This is a genomic window from Fervidobacterium pennivorans (assembly GCF_001644665.1).
GTDB lineage: Bacteria > Thermotogota > Thermotogae > Thermotogales > Fervidobacteriaceae > Fervidobacterium > Fervidobacterium ngatamarikiense.
In genome coordinates, this window is the sequence record NZ_CP011393.1 from 1732564 (window position 1) to 1755505 (window position 22942).

Genomic DNA, 22942 nt, shown 5'->3' on the forward strand with positions numbered 1-22942 from the left:
TGTAAGGGGCTTCGGCCCCATTTTTTTACGGCGTGCACCTTTTATTTTCTGCTAGTTAGTTCTTCTTGTAATCAAAATTTTAAGAAATTTGGAAAAAATAGGAGACTTGAAGGTATAAATGGCAGAAAGTCCGCATTTTTCGATTTCAGGAATAGAAATAGTGAAAATTTGGAGATTGTATAATCTGGTCAAAATATGATAGTATGTTATAACAAATTGTGCCGTACGAGTTATATGCCATATCATTTTTAAAGGGGTGAGAAGTATGAAAAGGTTTTATGCGATTCTGACACTGTTGGTACTGATGGTAACTATTTCACTTGGTGCAGAACTTTCCATGATAATTTCTGTCACAGGTCCATTCCAGAGGAACTTTAACCCGTATTTTGCAGGTGCTACCGGCTACGTTGCAGCAGGTTTCATTTACGAAACATTGATATATGCGAACACAAAAACAGGAGATTTTGTACCTTGGCTGGCATCAGAGTTTAAATGGGGTGCTGGCTACAAAGAAATTACTTTCAAATTGCGCAGAGGAGTCAAGTGGTCAGACGGAACATCTTTTACAGCAGATGACGTGATATTCACATTCGAAACGCTGAAAAAATTCCCTGCACTTGATGTTCCGGGGGTTTGGAAAGGTGGACTGGCTGAGGTTGTGAAAGTCGACGACTATACCGTGAAATTAAAACTCTCAACAGTAAACACACTCTATTTGTATAGCGTTGCGGGAGTTTACATACTTCCAAAGCACATTTGGAGCAAAGTTGAAGATCCGTCAAAGTTCACCAATGAAAATCCTGTTGGAACAGGAGCTTATCTACTCGATAACTTTTCCACACAGGTTATAACGTTGAAGAAGAACCCAAACTACTGGAATGCTGCAAACGTAAAAGTTGATTCGATAAGAATACCCGCGTTTAGCGGCAACGAAAGTGCACAGTTGGCGGTTGCAAACGGTGAAATCGACTGGGCTGGTATTAACTTCCCACAGATCGAGAAACTTGTTCAGCAGAGGAAAGAACTGAACTATTGGTTTGCAGAGGGTAATCCAGTGTTCTTGTTCTTTAATCTTGCAAAAGACCCATTCAAGGATGCGACCTTGAGGAAAGCATTTGCATATGCAATTAATACTGACATGTTGATCAAAATCGGAATGACCGGTTATGCTGCCCCAGTGAATCCGGTTGTTATTAAGTCTGGATACGAGTATCTGATAAGCGAAGATTTGAAGAATTTGTGGTGGAAGTATGACCCAAAGACTGCAGAGAAGCTTTTTGCTCAGGCCGGTTTCAAGAGAGGAAAAGATGGAATTCTTGCGAAGGGTAATATTAAGCTTAGTTACGAATTATTAGTTCCAGCAGGATGGACAGACTGGATCGCCGTTTGTGAGTTGCTATCACAACAAATGGCGAACTACGGAGTTGAGCTAAAAGTTACACCTATAGATTACGGTGAATATTTGCAAAGAATTCGGAACAAGAACTTCGACGTAGTTCTGAGCTGGTCAAATTACGGCGCTACTCCGTACAATTTCTACGATAACCATCTGAACTCTGCAAATGCATACGTTGGTAGTAACAGAGGTGGATGGATAGATAAGACAACCGACGAACTTTTGGCGAAGATAAAGGAAACAGCAGACGTATCTGCAAGGAAGGTTATCATGTCAAGGTTACAAAGAATCCTTCTTGAAAACGTACCAGCTGTTCCTTTGTATTACAATCCAGTTTGGTTCATTTACTCGACGAAGAACTTTACAGGCTGGCCAAATGAAAAAAAGCCTTACGTAGAACCAAGAATTACCGGTATGGATAAAATTTACCTCATCATGAACTTGGAACCTGTTAAATAATAAAATGAGTTGATAATTTTTGAAATTCTAAAAGGAGTTTCATCAAATTAACAGCAACGCACGATAATTACTTCCTGTTGTTGACTCAGGGATTTTGTAAGAAACACGACAGTGCGTTGCTGTTTTTATAAAGAAATCTTGTCTTGAGGTAAGGAAGGTGAGAGGTTTGAAGTACGTTGCCAACAGATTGTTTTTCTTTGTTATAACTCTTTTCTTCGCTCTCACGATTAATTTTATTCTTCCCAGGCTTATGCCAGGTGACCCTGCAGAAAGGATCCTTTCACGCTTTGGTCCAAACGTGGACGAAAAAGCTATAGAGGCAATGAGAATAGCCCTTGGTGTAGAAAAAGATAAAAATTTATTATCACAGTTCGTTGATTACTTAAAAAACACGATCACAGGGAACTTCGGTATATCTTATCTTCACTATCCCGTCCCGGTGTCACAGGTTCTGAGAAATTCGATTCCATGGACTCTAGGGCTAGTCGGAACCTCAACAATTTTGAGCTTCTTGCTTGGAACTTTTCTTGGTATATATGCAGGATGGAATAGAGATAAACTGAGTGGCTCTGCGTTACTGGTATTTTCACTTTCGTTAAGAGCAATTCCATACTTCTGGTTAGCGATGATAATATTGTACATTTTCGGCTATAAACTTGGATGGTTCCCGTTATCGAATGCTTACTCTACAACAGAGATTCTAACAGGTTTCAGTTTAGTCTTAAGTGTAATATACCACGCGATACTGCCTAGTATAACACTTATCGTTGCATCCCTTGGAAGCTGGATACTGACAATGAGAAACAACATGGTGTCTGTTCTTTCAGAAGATTTCATCACCCTAGCGGAAGCAAAAGGTTTGGACGAGAGATATATAATGGTGCACTACGCGGCAAGAAATGCAATATTGCCGAGTATTACTGCATTTGGTATATCACTCGGTTTCGTCGTCAGTGGAGCCCTATTAACAGAGATAGTGTATTCATATCCAGGTGTAGGTTATCAACTTTACAGAGCTGTCCTTAGCCAGGATTTCCCGTTAATACAGGCTATATTCTTCTTTATTTCTCTCTCTGTGCTTTTAGCGAACCTCATCATGGACTTTGTCTATGCCTTTTTGGATCCACGTGTTAGGGGGTAGTTACCGTGAAGTGGAAAATAGGGATTGCTATTATTCTCACGTTCATACTTATGGGAATCTTCGCACCTTTTCTTACAAAGTACGAGCCAAATAAAACGGTTGGAATGCCATACCAACCACCAACCCGGGAGCATCCGCTGGGAACTGACAGAATGGGGCGTGATATACTCTCTCAGGTCTTCTACGGTGCTCGCCTTTCTCTCACGATAGGCATTTCTACAGGTTTGATAATGACAACAATAGCAACTACCGTCGGTATGATAGCGGGTTATTACGGTGGTATTGTAGATAGAATCTTGTCAACTCTAACTGATATATTTCTTGTTATCCCAGGATTGCCGTTAATGATCGTAATAAGTTCGTACATGCGCGTGAGAGGACCTCTGATGGTGATTTTGGTCATAGCGTTCACAAGCTGGGGTTCTGGTGCAAGGATTATCAGGTCTCAAATGTTATCGCTCAAGAATAGGGAGTTCGCTCTTGCTTCGAAGGTTATCGGCGAGAATGATTTCTACACAATATTCGTTGAATTGCTTCCGAACATGCTTTCGCTCGTTGCCTCTATTTTTTTCAGTTCCGTTCTTTATGCGATAATCGGCGAAGCTTCTTTGTCTTTCTTGGGCCTCAGTGATGTGAGTAAAATTACGTGGGGGACGATGTTATATTGGGCGCAGAATGCAAATGCGTTGTTAAACGGCATGTGGTATTGGGTTCTTGCCCCTGGGCTTTGCATACTACTCCTTGGTACAGCGTTCGCACTTATCAGTTTTTCGATAGATGAAATCACAAATCCAAGGCTAAGGGCCAGATAAGGTGGAAAGAATAAAGAATTGAGTAGAGGTGATACTGTGTTTGAAATAAAAGAGCTCAACGCTGGATATGAGTTCAGGAATAGGTTCGTACACGCTGTTAGAAATGTCTCACTTACTGTCGAAGAAGGGGACTTCTATGGGATCGCAGGCGAGTCAGGTTGCGGAAAATCTACGTTAGTGCTGGCCGCACTGAAATTGCTAAAAAAACCTGGAAAAATACTGTCCGGTCAGGTTTTGCTGGATGGTGTAGACGTTCTGTCTTTACCGGACGAAACGTTAAGAAAAATACGATGGAAGAGGCTTTCACTGGTTACACAGAGTTCTATGAATTCGCTGAACCCTGTCAAAAGGATAAAAGACCAAATGGCGGATGTGCTAATTAGGAACCATGGTTTTTCGAAAAGTGATGCATATAACTTGGTAAAAGAGAAATTGCAGTTGGTTGGGATTACCGCTGACCGCATGGAAAGTTATCCGCACCAGTTGTCTGGTGGCATGAGGCAACGTGTAGTTATTGCCATGGCACTGCTCTTATCACCGAGCGTTGTTGTAATGGATGAGCCGACAACAGCTCTCGATGTTGTGGTGCAAAGGTCTATACTTCAGCAAATCGAAGAGCTTAGAAAAAAGGAAAATTTTTCAACAATTTTTATCACACATGATATATCTCTATTATTCGAGCTTGCGAGTAAGATATCAATCATGTACGCAGGAGAACTTGTCGAGATCGGCCTTGCCAGAGATGTTTACACAAGACCGATGCATCCCTACACAAAAGGGCTTATCGAAGCATTACCAAGCATTTCAAAAGATTTGGATTCCTACAAGAGCATACCTGGTCGACCTGTCGACCTAGCAATACCAATACAAGGATGCCCATTCAAGGAACGATGTCCTTACGCTTTCGAACGTTGTGCAGTTGAAAAACCGCAGATGAGATACATTGAACTCGACGGAAATGGCAGGTGGGTTTCGTGTCATCTGTACTGAAGGTAGAAAACCTAAAGAAAGAATTTTCAATTAGAAAGGGATTTAATATACTTACAGTAAAAGCACTTAGAGGTGTCGATCTGGACCTTAAAGAAAATGAGATAGTCTCAATAGTTGGGGAAAGTGGATGTGGCAAGACCACCCTACTAAGAGTTTTGGCAAGGATATATGAACCAACAGCTGGAAAGATTTTCCTATTTGGTAGAGAATTACCTAAAAAGCTTGGAAGGAAAGAGGAACTCGAATTCAGAAAGAACGTACAAATGGTTTTTCAAGATCCCTTTGCCTCTCTCAACCCCACAAAAACCATTGCACATATGTTGGAAAGGCCTCTGAAGATTCATAAGATACAAAATAAGCAGCAAGTTATCGAGGATGTACTCCACGAAGTTGAACTGACACCTGTTGAGAGCTACCTGGAAAAGTATCCACATGAGCTTTCTGGGGGGCAAAGGCAACGCGTTGTGTTTGCGCGAGCTATTATAACTAAACCGAGAATAATCTTGGCAGACGAACCAACTTCTATGTTAGATGTCTCCATAAAGTCAGGTATTTTAAATCTGATGTTGAAACTTAGGAATGACTATAAGATAGCATTCCTACATGTTACGCATGACCTAGCCGCAGCAAAATATGTATCCGATAGGATAATGGTTATGTACGCAGGTATCGTCGTTGAAGAAGGCAATGCAAAAGAAGTCGTGAATAACCCACTGCATCCTTACACAAAATTGTTGAAAGAGGCGGCACCCGACCCTGAAAAAGTTTCGGCCACTAATTTTATCGATGCAGGTGAACCTCCGAGTTTGATAAATCCCCCGCCTGGATGTCCTTTCGCGCCACGATGTAAGTTCGCCAGACCTGAATGTAGCAAAGAGGTAGATTTTGTGGAAGTTGAAGGAAGAAAAGTTAGGTGTGTACTTTATAGATAGTTAATGAGGTTCTTCCGCAAAGAACTTCACGTTGAGTCCCAGCTCAACGTGAAGTTTTTTATCAACAACCTCGGTATTGAAATCTTCGAGCTTTTGCTGAAAAGTGTTTTTGAAATACTCATTCTTGAACATTCCACCGAAGAGGTATATATCCTTAATGTTCTCTTTCTTAGCAAGTTGACGTACTTTTAACGTAAAACGGTTTACCTGGGACTCGATAACGTGTTTTGTAAGATCAGTCAACGGTATCGAAGATGCAAACGATGCGATTTTCGATTTGAAGTCCTTTCTCAGTTGTAGATTCGTCAATTCATATGGTGACGAAAAACCGTAGAAAAACTTTAGGCTATCAAAAACAGGGTCGTAGTCGTGTATACCGTCGATATAATCACAGTATCGTTCTATTATTTCCAAGACAATTCTAAAAGCTCCCGCTTCGTCTCCGAATAGATGGCCCCATCCACCTACACGTGTTCCTCTATTCGAAATAGCAATGCTGCCTGTGCCGCAAATGACAATTATCCCCGGCTTTTCTCTCAACAACAAAAGTCTAAGCGCTTCTATATCGGATAATACAATAACATGCACTTTGAAAAGGGCTTTCACAAGATTTTCGAAATTTTTCTTTCTCTTCTCATTGCCCGCCCCTGATACCGAGCATATAACTGTGCTTATATCATTCTGCGTTTCAAAAAAATGATTAATTCGATTTTTTATTTCATTCAAAACAATCAACTGTTGCTTAATTGTAGTTGCAGTTAAGTTAAGACCATATTCAACAATGGATTCGTAAACAATTTTGTTGTTTTGACTTTCCAGTAAGCAAAACTTTGTGGTCGTTCCCCCACCGTCTATTGACAAGACCAGCTTTGACATTACTATCAAACCTCTTTTTCTTCATTTCCGGATAACTCTGAATTTGTATTCGTCTCCTCTGTATACTGACAGAACATATTCAACACATTTGCCAGTCTCGGTGTACGTGTATCTTTTTCTCAGTATCGCACACTCACCATGCTTGATGTTCAAAAGTTGTGCTTCCTCTTTTGAAACCTTAGTAACTTCAAGGATCTCTTCTGCGTAAGAAAGCATGATTGAAAGTTCGTCTTGCAAAAAATGGTAAAGCGAAGAAGTTTCCATGTCTTTGTGGAGAATATTGAGTATCCTGAGATCTACAGAAGGGTTTAGATACGCCGATTCTATCGCTATAGGTTTGCCATCGATGTACCTGACACGTTTTAACAGAACTACCAAGGTTCCAGCTGGTAAACCGAACTGCTCTTGAGCTTCCAGAGGAACACTCACGAGCTTGTTTTCCAAAACTTTCGAGCTTACTTTCTTTCCTTTCATCTCGTCCGTGAAACCCGTCAGCCTGGTCAATTCTTCTTCACTCTCTACTCTCTTGATAAAAGTACCACTGCCTTTGGAACGAACAATCAAACCTTCGCGTCTGAGCTGTTCTAACGCATTCCTTACCGTGATTCTACTTGCCTTGAACTCTTTGCACAACTCCATTTCAGGAGGTAGTTTTCCATCTTTATAATACCCGTTAAGAATCCTTGTTCTTAACTCGGAATAAATCTTGTAATACAAAGGAAGCGCAGGGTTGTTTATCAAGATCTCTCCTCCTTTTTAATATTTTGAGCTTCTTCTACTTGGCTTGTGCTTATGTGTCTCATCACATGTGTAATACTACCGTAGTTTTCCAAAAGAACTTCACATTCGTTTTTGGATTTTCCAGTTAATATCATTAAGATAGCTACTTTCGTATTATTATCGGCAATTTTCAGATGTTCAGAAGCAGTTCTGTAATCCACACCCGTTACTTTCATAATTATTCGGATCGCCCTTTCTTTCAGCTTTTCATTGAGAACAAGAACGTCAACCATCTGATTTTTGTAAACTTTCCCAAGCTTAACCATCGTTGTCGTACTAATCATATTCAAAACCATCTTCTGCGATGTTCCAGCCTTCATCCTTGTACTGCCGGCTATTACCTCTGGGCCTGTTTTAATTGAAATCACGATGTCCGCATACTCCGCTAAGGCTGGTTTTGAAACGTTGCAAATTAAAACCGTTCTGGCGCCATGTTCTCTTGCAACATCGAGCACACCTCCGACGTAAGGTGTTCTTCCACTTGCTGTAATACCTATGACTACATCTCTACTCGATATAGTAACTTTTCGAGCATCCTCCCTACCAAGTTCGAAGTTGTCCTCAACAGCTTCGACTGATCTTTTCAAAGCTTCCTCGCCTCCAGCAATTAATGGAACAAATACATCAGGTGGCATTCCGAAGGTGGGAACCACTTCAACTGCGTCGAGGTAGCCTATCCGACCGCTTGTTCCCGCACCCGCGTATATTACTCTTCCCTTATCCTTTATCGCTTCAACGCAAAAGTCGACGACTTTCGCAATTTTATCAAGAACCTCCGAAACAGCCAATGCAACCTTCCTGTCCTCATCGTTTATTATCCTCAATATGCTGAGTGTGTCAAGTTGGTCTATGTTCTCTGTCAAAGGATTTGGTTTCTCTGTTTCCAGTTCTTCAAAGGATGACTTTTTTGAAAAATTTATCATAAAAGCACCTCTCTTTCTTTAAAAGGTAGAATTCCTGTAGCTTTTACTTTACCAGTTAAAACTTTCAGAAGAGCTTCTTGCTGTACCACAAGGTTTCCGTACGTAGCTATCGAATTTCTAACAAGCAGTGCATCGTAAGGATTTCTCAGAGCAACCAAAAGAACGTTGGCATATTTCTCCAGTTCCATAATAAAGTGTTTTAGAACGTCGCTTCGATAGGCATCGTAAGTGAATAACAAAATATGTTTTCCTTTCATCTCCTCTAAACTTGGCAAATTTTTCTCAGAGAACCACGAATACCTTACAGTAAAGTGTTTTGCCAGTTCCAGAACAATCTTCGGTACATTGTCATCCGGATTATCGCTGACAGGCGAGAACGGTGGGTTGACCATTGTAAGTATAGCATCTACCTCATTCAAAGGAATCTCCAAATTCTCTTGTCGAACGAATGTAACCGACCTTTCTGCAACTGTTTTCATTAAACTTTGATGTTCCTCGCAATTTACAATCTCAATTGATGGACGGTTTATATTCTGGACAGACTCTATAACTCTTATAACCTTTTCAAGTGTTTTAGATAATTTTGTCCTTAATGTCTGGTCACGATTTACAATTTCTTTGAAACCTTTAAACGCACGCAGCTGTAACTCTGGTTCATGGCAGATGGCCAACACATCGTTTCCAGCATCAAATGCCAACTTTACCCTATCTTCAACAGAGAATTTGCTCACACCACCCATCAACAAATCGTCAGACACTATAAGGCCCTGAAAGTTTAGCACCTTTCTGGCAATTCCTTGTACAACCTCTTTTGACAACGATGCAGGAAGTGCGTCACTTTGGATCGAACGTACGTAAACGTGCGACGGCATTAGTGCATCAGCGTTTAATCTTTTAAAAGGTAATAAGTCGAAGCTGAAAAGTTCATCGTACGACTTGTCGAGAACTGGTAAATCGTAATGAGGGTCGACAGAAACACTACCAAGCCCTGGAAAGTGTTTTAAGCAGGTCACGACATTTGCATTTCTTGAACCTTCTAAGAATGCTGAGGCAAAAGCTATTACAGTACTGGCATCGTCCCCGAAAGACCTCGTACCTATCACAGGATTGAACGGATCGGTGTTGATATCGACAACCGGTGCCAAGTTAAAATCGATACCTACCGCCTTTAATTCTAAGGACATTGCATTTACTGCACGCTCAACTAATTGAGGATCACCGGTTGCAGCACAAGCCATGGCACTTGGCAACGTTGAAAAACCGTCCTTGAGTCTGAGAACACTACCACCTTCCTGGTCTACGGCAAAAACAGGACGGTAACCGAGAAAATTTGAAATATCCTCCGTTAATTTCTTTACTTGTTCCGGCGTTGAGATATTTCTTGAAAAAAGAATAACAAATCCAGGTCTAATTTCATTCAGGAGCTTTTTTGTTTCTTTGGTTAGCTCTTTTCCGTATATTCCTATCATAAAAACCTTGCCTGCGTCTGCTTCCAACATAGTTTTCCACCCACTACTCACGAGATTAATTTGTTCTTTTCCTTGTACTAATCTTCGTTTTTGTAGAGGAGCACATCAGATATGAATTCAAAATAGTCATTCAAATTAAAATTCAGTAACTGATCCTTGCTTTCCATAAAATTCTCGACACCAGCAAGCATGTCTATCCTCTTATTGTTCACCTCAAATTGTTCGTAGCCTTGCAAGTATTCAAGAATAGCAACTGCTACTTCGAAAAAATTATCTTCCGGACTGGGAACAAATTCCAAACCGTTACAAACTTGATACGCATACTCTCGGAACTGCGGAATGAATTGCCTTTTTCTAAAGAGCATATTCGGAAACTTACCCTTAAGATAAGTGTACATTTCATCTTCGTCCAACCAAGGAGCACCGATGAATTCAAAAGGTTTAGTTGTACCCCTACCAACACTGAGGTTGGTAGCCTCAAAAAGACACAACCCAGCATAACAAATAAGTGAAGAAAAAGTTGGTAAGTTTGGGGACGGAACATTCCAAAAAGTATCAATTTTTGAAAAGTCTTCTCCGCTCCAGCCGACACATTTGATAATATCGATTTCCACGTCAAGTCCAAAGAACTTTTTATAGTACAGTGCCAATTCACCTGTTGAAAGACCATATCTAACTGGCAGCTCATAAGCGCCTACAATAGAATTAAGTGTTTGTGGAATCCTTGGACCGAAAAACCTCCTGCCAAGCGGATTAAATCTATCGAGCACTACTAATTTCTTTCTACACTTTGCACACGCCTTAACAACCTCAGCCAGCGCATAGATGAAAGTGTAGTATCGTAAACCTACGTCTTGAATGTCGTAAATAACCACATCTACATCGTGTAACAAATCACAGTCCAAGGTGAACCTGGAACCGTAAATACTTGTGACCGGGATCCTGTAGCGAGGATGTATGAAATCCTCTATCTTTTGCCCATCAGCATTTAAGAACAATCCGTGCTCTGGAGTAAAAATTCTAACAACTTTTATTGCAGAGCGCATCAGTATGTCAAGCAAATGTTCCCCTTTTTGATTTACTGATGAGTAGTTAATTACGAGCGCTATATTGGATGCTTTGAGTTTTTCAATGTCTAATACATCGATACCGTTTAAAACTCTTTTCTTCATGACATCACCCATTCGAAAGGACTTATTTAAGAAGCTATATAAATGATATAACAAAGAAGCATATGTACAATATGTTGTTTTTATGATATTACAGCAAATATTGGCAAATAATATTCCTTAAGTGATCTATTCTACAGCTTTCTCATTTTTTCTGATTTTGCAAAAAACAAACAAAGTTCTATAATTTTGGTGGACACTTCCAAGGGGGTGAGTAGAGTATGAGAAAGTTGCTTGTATGGTTTTTGGTAGTTCTATCGGTTGTATTACTTGCCACAGAATTCTTCACCGAAGACAAGATGCTATGCAGTTCCTCACAACCGAAGACCGGAGGAACACTTAGATTGGCTTTAGCTTCAACACCAGAGTCCTTCCTTCTGTATGGTTCGCTGGATAGCTCAGCGTACACTGTTATAATGGGACCTCTTATGTCGCCACTTGTCGAGTACCACCCAATAACAAACGAGATTAGACCCGGGCTTGCCAAGTCTTGGACAGTCTCCAGTGATGGTAAGCAGGTTTGGTTCTACTTAAGGGATGCGTTATGGTCTGACGGAAAACCAATCACAGCAGACGATCTCATATTCACCATGCAGTATTTTGTGATGAACAAATATGCGCGTGGTAACTCAGTTGACAGATTTACGATCCCCGACGAAAAAGGTGTAAACAAGCCAATCACATGGACAAAGATAAACAACAAGGTTGTCAGAGCTGAACTCCCATCACCATACGGTGCGTTTTTAACAGTTTTGACAGCTGTTTACATCTATCCAAAGCATAAACTCGAACCTCTGATTGATAAGAACGATTTAGCTTCTGTGAACAAACTCTGGCTAACTAACGTTTCGCCGTCTGAAATCGTTGTAAACGGTCCTTACAAGTTGTCGCAGGTAATTGTGGACCAAAAAATTGTTTTGGAAAGGAATCCGTATTTCTGGAAGAAGGATCCATATGGTAACCAGCTACCGTACTTCGACAAGCTCGAGTACTTAATCATTAAAGACCCAGAAATTAGGCTTGCTAAGTTTATAGCCGGCGAAATTGACTACATGGCCATATCTGCCGCAGACTACCCAAGACTCAAGCAAATTGAGGTTGCAGGGAATGCTCCTTATGTGACATTCGCTTCTAAACCAGTCGGTTCTACACCAAGCCCTGTACATATCTCGTTCAATTTTGACACAGCAAACCCCAAACTGAGAGAGATATTTAGGAAGCTTGAATTCAGAGAGGCTATGGAATATGCTCTGAACAGGAACAGAATAATTGAGGAAGTTTACAACGGGCTTGCTATTCCAGGCGGTGGTCTCATGCTGCCAACTAACAAGGCGTTCTACAACCCAAAAGTGGAACAGCTCATGAGACCGTTTGATTTGAAAAAAGCAGCCAGCATTCTTGACTCACTTGGACTTGTCGACAAGAACAAAGATGGCCTTAGAGACTTTCCAGATGGCACAACTTTCGAATTCACAATTTTGGTGCAGAATCAACCAAAGGATTATCAACAAATCGCGTACATATTTAGCGAAGAACTGAAGAAAATAGGTGTGAAAACAAATCTCCAGATACTTGATTCCTCGGTCGTTGGGCAGATGTTTGGAGCTGGTAACTTTGAATGCGGTATCAGGGCTTTCGGAAATCAACCAGATCCGCAGTTAAGAAAGGCTATATGGCAACCTGGCCAGCAACTGTACTACTGGCACTATTCTACAATGAACAGAAACACAAATCCTCCATCACCTGTTTTCTCGGAGATGTTTGATTGGGAGAAGCGGATTTGGGAAATCTTTGAAAAAGCCCAGATAGAAATGAATCCGAAGAAGCGAAAGGCGCTCTACGATGAATGGCAGGAATTATACTACAAATACTTGCCGGTCATATTCGTCGCGAGACAGATGAACTTCTTTGGTGCTCATAAATCTCTTGGAAACGTTGTTCAGTCACCCGAAGGACTACCTACTTTCACTGTCTGGACAACCTTCAGAAAATGATTACTCCTTGACAAAAATCATCACAAGCGAGTGGGAGCTTTGCTCCCCTCGCTTTTTAAAATTCCACACGGGGGGAACAAGATGGAGAACCTGGTTAGCTTTATCGTACGAAGGATATTGATAATGATACCAATGATGGTTATAGTGTCGATAATATGTTTCACGATCACCGAGCTCCAACCTGGAGATTTCCTTTCACAGTATCTCGATAACCCAAGAATTTCACCTGAACAGATCGAAGCTTTAAAGCGTGAACTCGGGCTTGATAAACCAGCGTATTACAGGTACTTTTTGTGGGTCAGGAACATCGTTACAAAGCTCGATTTTGGTTATAGTTTTTCCTATCAGCGACCTGTCTTTGAGTTAATTTGGGAGAGAATGGGTTGGACTGTAGGAATATCGCTAATGACCATTCTTCTTCAATGGCTTATCGCTATACCCCTTGGTATCTTTTCAGCATTTCGTCCTTACAGCTTCTGGGATTACACATTCGCTGTCATAGCCTTCATAGGTATATCAATACCGGAATTCTTTTTAGCCTTGATTTTGATGTACTTCGCTTTAAATGCAGGATATACGTACATAGGGGGCCTATTTTCTCCTGAATTTATCGGAGCACCCTGGTCGCTTGCCAAATTTATAGACTTGTTAAAGCATCTTTGGATACCGCTGATAGTGATAGGTGTGAGTGGTGTAGGTGGGTTATACCGCATCATGAGAGCGAACTTGCTGGACACCATCGGTTCACCTTTCATAACAGCACTAAGGGCAAGAGGTTTGGACGAAGCTGTGATAAAAAGACACGCAGTTAAGAACGCACTTAATCCATTGGTAAGTATTGCGGGTATGGAGCTGCCAAATGTTTTTAGTGGCACTATCATAGCCTCAATCGTCTTAAACCTTCCAACAATAGGTCCATTTTTTTACAACGCGCTTTTGAATCACGACCAATACTTGGTTATGTCGTTTCTGATGTTTATAGCGTTCATAACACAGATAGGCAATTTGTTGGCTGATATAGCTTTGGCGCTCCTGGATCCAAGAATAAGGATAGCGTAAGATTTCCGGTAATAAGTCAAGAGGAGAAAAAATAGAAAAATAAAAAACCTAGTCAACACTTTGACTTTCAATAACTTAATATTTCACTTTCATTCTTCACATACTTGATTTCGTTCTTTTTACCTATTTCATCGGTACATACGGTACGTTGTTCTTTAGTAAATAATACACTAAATTTACTAATTTCCTTGCAGTTAATATTAGCGCTCTCATGTGTTTGTGTGTTGTTGCTTCTGCGTACTTTTTGCGATAATATTCTTTGTATACAGGATCGTATGTCTTTACTCCGTTCGCTGCCATTACTAGGTATGTTCTTAGATACTTGTTCCCTTTTTTCGTTAGTTGGTTGTTTTCTGATTTGTAATTTCCACTTTGATTGATTGTCCATACAAGCCCTGCGTATGATGCTAACGCTGAGGCTTTTTCGAAACGATTGATGTCTCCTATTTCGGCTATAATTCCAGCTGCAGTTATTTCTCCTATCCCTTTGACTGTTGTTAGTGTGTTCGAAATTACTTTAAGTAATTTACTTATTTCTTTCTTTACTAGTTCGATTTGTTTTTCATAGTGCTGTATCAAATCGATAGTGGAAACAATAGATATTCTCAGAGTGTTTGAAGGATTAACAGACAACCTCAAGGCATCTTTAGCAAGAGTTTGGAGTTTTTCTGCTAAGACTTGTGAAGAGACATTGTGTCTGGAAATTTTCGCAATATATTCAAATAACTCTTCAATTGGCATGTTTGCGATTTCTTCGATTGTATAATCTTTAAGCAGGCATTCGAAAGTCTTATTTAGTTTAAAGTCAAGTTTAGGGAAATAAAGAGAAACATACGAATAGAGCCTAAGTTTCAATCGAGCGATATCTTCGTTGAACTTTAAATAAAGTCTGGTGAGATTACGAAGCTCAGAGATGATATATGAGTTATTGACAAAAGGGACTAAAGACTCAGGAAATTTAGAAGCGATAGAGAAAATAAGTTCAGCATCGATTTTGTCAGTTTTAGGACGATTGAGAATTTTGCGATAGAGCTTAATGTTATCAGTTTTAACCCAAAAGACAGGTACGTTGTTTTGAAAGAAGAAGTTAGCGACATTAAAAGAAAAAACACCAGTTGATTCAAGGACAAGAGAAAAATCGGAAGAAGAAGCAAAAGCTTTGTTAAAAAGTTCAACAATACCTTGAGGAGAGTTCTCAACAGTCCCACTACCGATGAAATCAGAAAAGAAAGAAAGATAGTTCTTTGAGACATCAATAGCTAAAATAGCCAAAGGAATCACCTCCGGATTGAGTACAGCCTTACAACCTCGCGGTACATAAGAAAACGAGGCAAAACATTTTCCGGCAAGTAAAAAGCTGTACTCTAGTTAGGCAATCTTATTTAAGAGAACAAAGTCTCAAGGAGGGGCAACCTGAAACTATTTTACCAGAGGTGTTAAAAAATATGCATTCAATTTTCAAAGACCAATTTTAATTTTTACCGAACTTATTATACGAGGGGTGGAAGTAATGATTTCGAAGAGGATCATAAGACAATTTAAAAAACATAAACTTGGCGTCTTTGGTTTTTGGGTGGTGGTGATACTTTATGTGGTAATGATATTCAGCGATTTCATAGCACCATATAGCTACCAAACAACACACTCGAAATTTTCCTACGCTCCTCCCTCAAAGATACATTTTTATCACGAAGGCAAGTTTGTAGGTCCATTCGTTTATGGAGTAAAAAAAGAACGCGATCCTGTGACGTTCCTCCTGAAATTTGAGGAAGACAAGACTCAGATGTATAGGATTAAACTCTTTGTAAGAGGGGAAGAATACAGCTTTTTTGGTATAAAAAGCAACATACATCTCTTTGGTTTGGAAGCAGATCCCCAGGAAGCGATGCTCCTTCTCTTTGGCGCAGACAGATTCGGACGTGACCTTTTTTCCCGCACACTTATAGGTTCGAAGGTTTCTCTCACTGCGTGTTTACTTGGAACTTTTATCAGTTTGGTTATCGGTGCAATAATTGGTGCAATTTCTGGGTACTACGGCGGATGGGTCGATATTATCATACAAAGGATAATTGAGGTATTACGGTCCTTCCCACGAATTCCACTGTGGCTCGCACTTTCTGTTATATTGCCACCAAATTGGCCTAGTACATGGGTTTATTTCGGAATAATAATCGTTTTGTCGTTTATAGGATGGATGGGTGTTGCGAGAGTAGTTCGCGGGATGACACTTAGTTTAAAAGAAAAGGAGTTCGTAGTAGCTGCAAAGGTATGCGGTGTTAAAGACTTTAAGATTATAACAAAGCACATAATACCTAACTTATCCAGTTATTTGATAGTTGTCGCAACCCTGTCAATTCCAGGAATGATACTTGGTGAAAGTACCATAAGCTTCCTCGGGCTTGGAATTAAAGAACCAATGACGAGCTGGGGTCTTCTTTTAAAGGATGCACAATCACTGTCAGAAATAGCGATTCACCCCTGGTTAATCATTCCAGGAGCTTTCATAATGATTTCCGTACTCGCATTCAACTTCATGGGTGACGGTTTAAGGGATGCTATTGATCCCTACAGAACCGTCGAAAAGGTGTAAGAGGTGTTCAGCATGGAGACTATCAACCAAAAAGCGGAAATGCTGGAAAATGTGCTTGAAGTTGAAAACTTAAAAGTTCATTTTCGAACCCCTGAGGTTATTGTGAGAGCGGTCAATGGAATATCTTTCACGCTCAAAAAGCAAGAAACGCTGGCCCTAGTTGGAGAATCTGGTTGTGGGAAAAGCGTTACCGCTCAGGCGATAATGGGTTTACTAAAATCTCCGCCTGCGATAATTTCCGGAGAAATCAAATTTAGATCTAAACCAATCACCGAGACGATGTTAATCAGCAGTATACGGGGTAAAAATATAACAATGGTTTTCCAAGAACCTATGTCGTCTTTCGATCCTCTTTACACGATTGGATATCAAATCGCTGAAGTAGTCGAAAAACATCTTGGTATAAAGAAGAAGGACTCAAAAGAGCTTATTATTTCAATGCTGAGGAGGGTACATATCCCTGATGCAGAACGTCGTTACAATGAATATCCTCATCAAATGAGCGGAGGAATGCTTCAAAGAATAATGATAGCCTTGGCGCTTATAACAAACCCGGAGATCCTAATTGCAGACGAGCCAACCACAGCTTTAGATGTAACCATACAGGCGCAGGTACTAAAACTGATGAACGAACTGAAACAAGAGATGAAAATGTCCACGATATTTATTACGCACGACCTTGGAATTGTTGCGGAGATCGCAGACCGAGTGATTGTCATGTATGCTGGTAGGGTTGTGGAGCAAGGAAGCGTCTACGACATATTTGAATCTCCGTTACATCCTTACACAAAAGGGTTGCTTGAGTCAAAAATCAAATCTGCCATAAGAGGTAGGGAATTACCTTACATCCCCGGATTTGTTCCGTCTTCAACGCAGATACCCGAAGGTTGTCCATTCCACCCAAGATGCAAATATGCAATGGATATTTGCAGAAAACAAGAACCTGGTACTTTCGAGCTGGGTTCTCATGTTGTTAGTTGTCATCTTTATGCTGAAGAAAACAGAGCTTAAAGCTTGCAGAGCTTCGCGAGGTGAAAACAAATGAATTTTGATAGTCCTCAAAACAAAATAATTGATTTGGTGAATCTCAAGAAGTATTTCCCAATAAGAGCGGGCGTTTTTTTACAAATAAAGGGTTGGGTAAAAGCTCTTGAAAATGTTTCTCTGTCAATTCAAAAAGATACAGTGATTGGAGTTGTGGGTGAATCAGGGTGTGGTAAGACAACTTTAGCAAAGCTGATCGTTAAAATCCATGAACCTACTGAGGGGAAGATTCTGTTCTTCAAAGACGAAAAAGAATACGATGTTACACGCAAACTTGGAGATGTGAGTTCCGCTTTCAGAAGAGACATTCAGATGATATACCAAAATCCGTTTGATTCACTTGATCCGAGAATGAGCATATATGAAGTCATCGCAGAACCACTGCGAGCACATCGCATTTTTGAAAACAGGAAAGAAGAGCAAGAGTACGTAAAAGAACTTATGCAAAAAGTAGGTTTAAACCCGGATATGTTGAGTCGATATCCTCACGAATTCTCAGGCGGTCAAAGACAGAGAATAGCCATCGCACGTGCTATTGCTTTAAAACCAAGACTGATAGTTTGCGATGAACCGACCTCCGCGCTGGATGTATCGGTTCAAAACCAGATAATCAATTTACTTGCCAGCCTGAGGTCCGAGTATCATATGAGCTACCTGTTCATCTCACATAACTTAGACGTTGTAAGATATTTGAGTGATCGGATTTACATTATGTACCTTGGGAATGTGGTTGAAGAGGGAAACTCAGACGAAGTATTTTCAAGACCTCTTCATCCCTACACCATCTCTTTGATGCAAGCTATTCCAGACTGGAATCCAAAAGCTCGGAAATTTCATAAATTGACACTCGAGGGAGAGCCACCAAGTCCAATAAATCCACCTTCCGGTTGTCCGTTCCATCCACGTTGTCCATACGCTCAAGACGTATGCAAAAAAGAAAAACCTCAACTAACAGGAGTCGAACACAAAGTGGCTTGTCATTTTCCACAAGGATAGAACTTGAAAACAGTTATAGTCAGAAGGAGTGTTAGAAATGAGTAAAACGAATTTTTGGAAGAGGGTTGACGAGATTATATACTCAGGTATTGACGAGAAAGTGTTTCCAGGTGCAGTTCTGTTAGTAGGAGATCTTAACGGTGTCATTTACGAAAAGGCTTACGGCACGTTAGATGAAGAAACTCCAGTGGAACTTTCAACCTTGTACGATTTGGCAAGCATTACAAAAGTCATAGCAACGACGACCGCTGTCATGAAACTTCTCGAAGAAGGTCGCCTTACATTAAGCGATAGTGTGGGACTTTTTCTCGATGTGCCTGAGGAAAAGGAAAAGGTCACGATATTTGAATTACTAACGCACACTTCAGGTATTCAGCCTTACAGTGACCTGTGGAGAATATTAAGAGGAGAGCAATTAAAGAATGAAGTGATACGCATACAGCCAACTTGTCGCGGTAAGATGCAGTACTCATGCTTGAACTTTATTACATTGATGGCCATCGTTGAACAGATAACCAGTCAAAGTTTTGATACCTATGTACTAAGTTTGCTCAACCTACCGAATACTTTGTTCAGACCTCGGGAAGTAGAGAGATGTGCCCCCACAAGTGTGAGAGACGGAAAAAGGTTAAGGGGCGAACCCGACGATGAGTTGGCTTATTACATAGGCGGTGTTAGTGGAAATGCTGGTTTATTTTCAACCGCAAGGGACATACACACATACGTTCTTCGACTCCTCAAAGGTGAGTATGTTACAAAAAACGTTTTAAAACTTTTCACTGAAACACTTGTCCAAGATCCATCCGATCCGAATACCAAAAGACACTTGGGATGGATGGCCCCAGTTAAAGGAGGAAGCTCAGGGGATTTTGGCAACGAGCGAATGTTTGGGCATACTGGCTTCACAGGTACCAGCCTCTGGATAACTCCAGAAGGTCTTCATGTAATCTTGTTAACAAACAAATGTTTTTACGATCGCTGGGACCAGCGTATACAAAGAATAAGGATGCTTGTACATAACGTTATCTTTGCAAATTTGTTGTGAGATTGCTGGGGGTGAATGGTTGGAAAAATTGGTCAAATTGTGGGATTGGAGTAAATTCTTGCAAGATTTAGAAAAACCAGAACACACAATTTTGGGTCTGATGTCCGGAACATCTGCTGATGGACTGGATATCGCCAACGTTACTTTTAAGTACGAGGATAATAACTTAACGTTTCAAATCAAGAAGGCGGTCACCGTTTCGTACGAAAAAGAATTTCAAAAGAGAATTTTGGAATCATACGACAAAAGATTGGCGGATGTTGAGTACGTTACCCGCATCAATTTTGAGTTGGCTAGACTTCATGCACGTATGGTGAAAGACTTAAATTTGAACTTTGATTTTATCGCATACCACGGTCAGACTGTGTACCACTTACCTTCGGAAGGTGCGACTCTTCAGTTAGGCGAAGCCGACGTGCTTGCCGTAGAGCTGGGTAAACCTGTGGTATTTGATTTTAGAAAGAAAGACGTGGCACTTGGTGGCCAAGGTGCGCCCATAAGCGCTTATTTCGATTCTTTGTTTTTAATAAGAGACGAACAGACTGCGGTCCTCAACGTTGGTGGGATTTCTAACATAACAACGCTTAACAGTGATGGAAACCTAATAGCTTTCGATACCGGACCGGGGAATTGTCTGGTGGACTTGGTCTGTCAAAAATATTTTAATGTGAAGTACGATGTGAACGGTGAAATATCAGGTCAAGGTAACCTTGACGAGAATTTACTCAAAATCTTTATGGAACAAGACAGAGTTTACGCGGAAAAGAAGCCCCCGAAAACAACGGGTCGTGAAGTTTACAACGACGAATTCTTAAATAACGCACTTGCCAAAGCAGGGAAAATTGATTACTTGGACTTACTAAGAACACTTGTAAGGTTTACCGCACAAAGCATCGAAAAAAACATTAGATTACATGCACTTCAAGTAAAAAGATTGGTTGTTGTTGGAGGAGGTGCTTACAATAGGACGCTAACAAATGATTTAAGAGACTTAGGTTTCGAAATCATCGTTCCAGATGAAACGCTGATCAACTTTAGAGAAGCAATCGCTATTGCACTACTTGGCGAACTCTTCTTGAGGGGACTTGCACACTATAGTACGGTCACCGGAGCTATCAAACCTTCGGTTCTTGGTAAGTTAGCACTTCCAGTTTAAATTTGAAACTTCGGAGGGATTTAAGCATGTCGAGTTTCAAGACTTACGATGAAATAACGAAAGTAGGCAAGCTCTTTGAAATCGTCGATGAGTTAACACCCCCACAGTTTGAAAGTGGAAAAAGATACATATTCATAGGCTGTGGTAGTTCGTATAACGCCGGACTAATAGTATCGGAAGTTATGACCAGGTACGGTTTCACTGCAAAAGCCATAACAGCCGGTGAGGTATTGATCAAAGAAATGGTCGAAGAGTTAGTTAGTAATTTTGACCATGCCATTTTGATTTCCCGAACAGGTTTTACAACCGAGACAGTAAAGGTTGCTGAAATGCTGAAGGGAAGGATTCGAACGCTTGGAGTCACATGCGATAAGAACACGCCGTTAGCTGCTGCTTGTGACTCAACGTACGAACTGGATTTCGCTCATGAAGAATCCGTAATCATGACCGCAAGTTTTTCGGCAATACTTAGGCTCTTTTTGAACGCTATTAAGCAAATTGACGTCAACCCTGAAGAATATCTTAAGAAATTCGATGAAAAGACCTCCGAGCAGATAGTTTCTAACAAGAGCCATTTTGTGTTCTTGGGTTATCGAGAACGTTACTATATGGCCAGAGAGAGTGCTTTGAAGGTCCAAGAGCTATCGCTTGATCACACCGAATTTCACGAAACACTCGAGTATCGTCACGGTCCGATCGCACTACTTTCCGAAAAATCCCACGTTGTGATTTTCTCCGAATTCCGAAATCCAAGTCCACTTGAAGAAGATTTAGCTAATGACATCATCAACCGTGGGGCGAGTGCTGAAATTATAACCTCATGCACGGACGAATCGCTTTTTGAAGTACAGGTTCTAAATTTATACAGCCAAATTCTAGGATACAAACGGGCCATACACAAAGGTCTGAACCCTGACAAACCTCACGGACTCACAAAGTTTGTCTCACTTGAAGACTTATGAATAAATCAAAAATTCGATGAAAAGGAGTGAACATATGATAATTGAAAACGTGCTGATAGTAGATCCGTTGGACGGTGAATACGTAGGCAGTGTGGAGTTTGAAGACGTAATTTTAGACGTTAAGAAATCAAATAAATCAACTTATGATAATATCCTCATGCCAGCGTTTGTTGATCCACATATACATGGGATAAAAGGTATCGACACGATGACGGCTTCACAAGAAGATTTCAAAAAGTTCAAAGAATTCGAAGCTCTGGAAGGAGTTTGGTATTTTCAACCAACAACAGTTACATGCCCTTTAACCAAATTGAGTGAAATTAACCTTCCTTCGGACTTGAAACTGCACATAGAAGGCCCGTTCATAGCCAGTAAAAGAAAAGGCGCACACAACGAAGCGTATATTCAACCGCCACCAAGGGATGTTCATGAACTTGAAAGATATCTTCCTTTATCCTACATTGGAATGATAACCGTTGCTCCGGAATACGACACCTTTATGGAATTTGCCAGAAGCTGTGAAGTGAAAGGCATCAGAATATCGTTGGGGCATTCCGATGCGACTTTTGAGCAGGTCAAATCGGCGTTTGAGAATGGTTTCAAAAGGATCACACACTTTCCAAATGCACTCAGCCCGCTACATCACAGAGAACTCGGTGTGACAGGTGCAGGATTGTTGTTGGATTTCACACTAGAGATTATAGCAGACGGCATTCATTGTTCACCAGATTTTGTGAGATTGGTTTACAAAATCAAAGGTGCACAGCGAATAATACTTGTAACAGATAGCATAAGTGCAGCCGGACTAAAGGATGGCAGTTACATGCTTGGAGACCTGCATGTAAGAGTTGAGAACGGTATAGCTAAACTCCACGACGGAACGTTGGCTGGAAGCACTTTGAGATTTTCTGAGGCTATAAAGAACTTTGTGAAGTTCACGGATTGTTCGCTAAAAGAATTAGCCATGGTCAGTTCATACAACGCCTGCAAAGACCTGAATTTGAACGGTGGCAGGATAAAAAAAGGACACCCCGCAAAGCTAATCCTACTTGATAAAGATTTGAACATCAAGAAGGTCTGGAATTTCTGAGTGGTGTGAGTTATAATTTATTGTAGACTTGGTAAATAAATTGGAAAAACAGCAAACGG

At 40.7% G+C, this 22942-nt stretch carries 20 protein-coding genes; 14 read left to right on the plus strand and 6 right to left on the minus strand.

Features of this window, described 5'->3' with window-relative positions:
* The first annotated feature begins 265 nt into the window (after nt 1-265).
* The 5 genes from JM64_RS08005 (at nt 266) to JM64_RS08025 (ending at nt 5730) form a co-directional block, all read left to right on the plus strand.
* Nucleotides 266-1855 (plus strand): ABC transporter substrate-binding protein, encoded by a 1590-nt coding sequence (locus JM64_RS08005; RefSeq protein WP_064012183.1) that lies wholly within the window; start codon nt 266-268, stop codon nt 1853-1855.
* A gap of 157 nt (nt 1856-2012) precedes the next feature.
* The gene (locus tag JM64_RS08010) at nt 2013-2996 is read left to right on the plus strand and encodes an ABC transporter permease (RefSeq protein WP_231882339.1); all 984 of its coding nucleotides are present in this window, start codon (nt 2013-2015) and stop codon (nt 2994-2996) included.
* Nucleotides 2997-3001: 5 nt separating this feature from the next.
* Nucleotides 3002-3808, plus strand: a complete 807-nt coding sequence (locus tag JM64_RS08015) for an ABC transporter permease (RefSeq protein WP_033191751.1) — start codon at nt 3002-3004, stop codon at nt 3806-3808.
* A gap of 36 nt (nt 3809-3844) precedes the next feature.
* A complete protein-coding gene (locus JM64_RS08020; protein ID WP_052107152.1) occupies nt 3845-4798 on the plus strand; it encodes an ABC transporter ATP-binding protein in 954 nt (317 codons plus the stop codon).
* On the plus strand, nt 4783-5730 hold the full coding sequence (locus tag JM64_RS08025; protein WP_064012184.1) for an ABC transporter ATP-binding protein: 948 nt from the start codon (nt 4783-4785) through the stop codon (nt 5728-5730). The genes JM64_RS08020 and JM64_RS08025 overlap by 16 nt, the downstream gene beginning before the upstream one ends.
* On the opposite strand, the gene JM64_RS08030 is transcribed toward JM64_RS08025, so the two are convergent.
* From JM64_RS08030 to JM64_RS08050, 5 genes are read right to left on the minus strand one after another with little or no spacing between them, the layout of a single operon-like run.
* Nucleotides 5731-6606, minus strand: coding sequence for a BadF/BadG/BcrA/BcrD ATPase family protein (locus JM64_RS08030; protein WP_064012185.1), 876 nt, complete (start codon nt 6604-6606; stop codon nt 5731-5733). It lies immediately after the preceding gene.
* A 21-nt stretch (nt 6607-6627) separates the two neighbouring features.
* Nucleotides 6628-7347, minus strand: coding sequence for a GntR family transcriptional regulator (locus JM64_RS08035; RefSeq protein ID WP_231882341.1), 720 nt, complete (start codon nt 7345-7347; stop codon nt 6628-6630).
* Nucleotides 7344-8309: an N-acetylmuramic acid 6-phosphate etherase gene (murQ, locus tag JM64_RS08040; RefSeq protein WP_064012186.1), complete on the minus strand. Its 966-nt coding sequence runs from the start codon at nt 8307-8309 to the stop codon at nt 7344-7346. Before murQ ends, JM64_RS08035 begins: the two co-directional genes overlap by 4 nt.
* Nucleotides 8306-9808: a beta-N-acetylhexosaminidase gene (gene nagZ / locus JM64_RS08045; protein WP_064012187.1), complete on the minus strand. Its 1503-nt coding sequence runs from the start codon at nt 9806-9808 to the stop codon at nt 8306-8308. The genes murQ and nagZ overlap by 4 nt, the downstream gene beginning before the upstream one ends.
* Nucleotides 9809-9855: 47 nt before the next feature.
* Nucleotides 9856-10950: an exo-beta-N-acetylmuramidase NamZ family protein gene (locus tag JM64_RS08050; RefSeq protein WP_064012188.1), complete on the minus strand. Its 1095-nt coding sequence runs from the start codon at nt 10948-10950 to the stop codon at nt 9856-9858.
* A 218-nt stretch (nt 10951-11168) separates the two neighbouring features.
* Here JM64_RS08050 and JM64_RS08055 point away from each other — a divergent pair, with 218 nt between their 5' ends.
* Nucleotides 11169-12941 (plus strand): ABC transporter substrate-binding protein, encoded by a 1773-nt coding sequence (locus JM64_RS08055; protein ID WP_064012189.1) that lies wholly within the window; start codon nt 11169-11171, stop codon nt 12939-12941.
* An 81-nt stretch (nt 12942-13022) separates the two neighbouring features.
* The gene (locus JM64_RS08060) at nt 13023-14000 is read left to right on the plus strand and encodes an ABC transporter permease (protein WP_231882343.1); all 978 of its coding nucleotides are present in this window, start codon (nt 13023-13025) and stop codon (nt 13998-14000) included.
* Nucleotides 14001-14123: 123 nt separating this feature from the next.
* Here JM64_RS08060 and JM64_RS08065 read toward each other — a convergent pair whose 3' ends face one another.
* Nucleotides 14124-15272: an IS110 family RNA-guided transposase gene (locus tag JM64_RS08065; protein WP_011994508.1), complete on the minus strand. Its 1149-nt coding sequence runs from the start codon at nt 15270-15272 to the stop codon at nt 14124-14126.
* Nucleotides 15273-15510: 238 nt separating this feature from the next.
* Between JM64_RS08065 and JM64_RS08070 the strand changes: the two genes are divergently transcribed.
* From JM64_RS08070 to nagA, 7 genes are read left to right on the plus strand one after another with little or no spacing between them, the layout of a single operon-like run.
* Nucleotides 15511-16590, plus strand: coding sequence for an ABC transporter permease (locus JM64_RS08070; protein WP_064012190.1), 1080 nt, complete (start codon nt 15511-15513; stop codon nt 16588-16590).
* Between the two features lie 12 nt (nt 16591-16602).
* Nucleotides 16603-17601 carry an ABC transporter ATP-binding protein gene (locus JM64_RS08075; RefSeq protein WP_082868367.1) on the plus strand — a complete coding sequence of 333 codons (999 nt, stop codon included), beginning with the start codon at nt 16603-16605 and terminating at the stop codon, nt 17599-17601.
* 30 nt (nt 17602-17631) lie between these two features.
* Nucleotides 17632-18630: an ABC transporter ATP-binding protein gene (locus tag JM64_RS08080; RefSeq protein WP_064012191.1), complete on the plus strand. Its 999-nt coding sequence runs from the start codon at nt 17632-17634 to the stop codon at nt 18628-18630.
* 37 nt (nt 18631-18667) lie between these two features.
* A complete protein-coding gene (locus JM64_RS08085) occupies nt 18668-19675 on the plus strand; it encodes a serine hydrolase domain-containing protein (protein WP_064012192.1) in 1008 nt (335 codons plus the stop codon).
* A gap of 19 nt (nt 19676-19694) precedes the next feature.
* Nucleotides 19695-20831: an anhydro-N-acetylmuramic acid kinase gene (locus JM64_RS08090; RefSeq protein ID WP_231882349.1), complete on the plus strand. Its 1137-nt coding sequence runs from the start codon at nt 19695-19697 to the stop codon at nt 20829-20831.
* Nucleotides 20832-20857: 26 nt separating this feature from the next.
* Complete coding sequence (locus JM64_RS08095) at nt 20858-21793, plus strand: SIS domain-containing protein (protein ID WP_033191761.1); 936 nt, start codon at nt 20858-20860, stop codon at nt 21791-21793.
* A gap of 34 nt (nt 21794-21827) precedes the next feature.
* On the plus strand, nt 21828-22883 hold the full coding sequence (gene nagA / locus JM64_RS08100) for an N-acetylglucosamine-6-phosphate deacetylase (RefSeq protein WP_064012193.1): 1056 nt from the start codon (nt 21828-21830) through the stop codon (nt 22881-22883).
* Nucleotides 22884-22942: the final 59 nt, after the last annotated feature.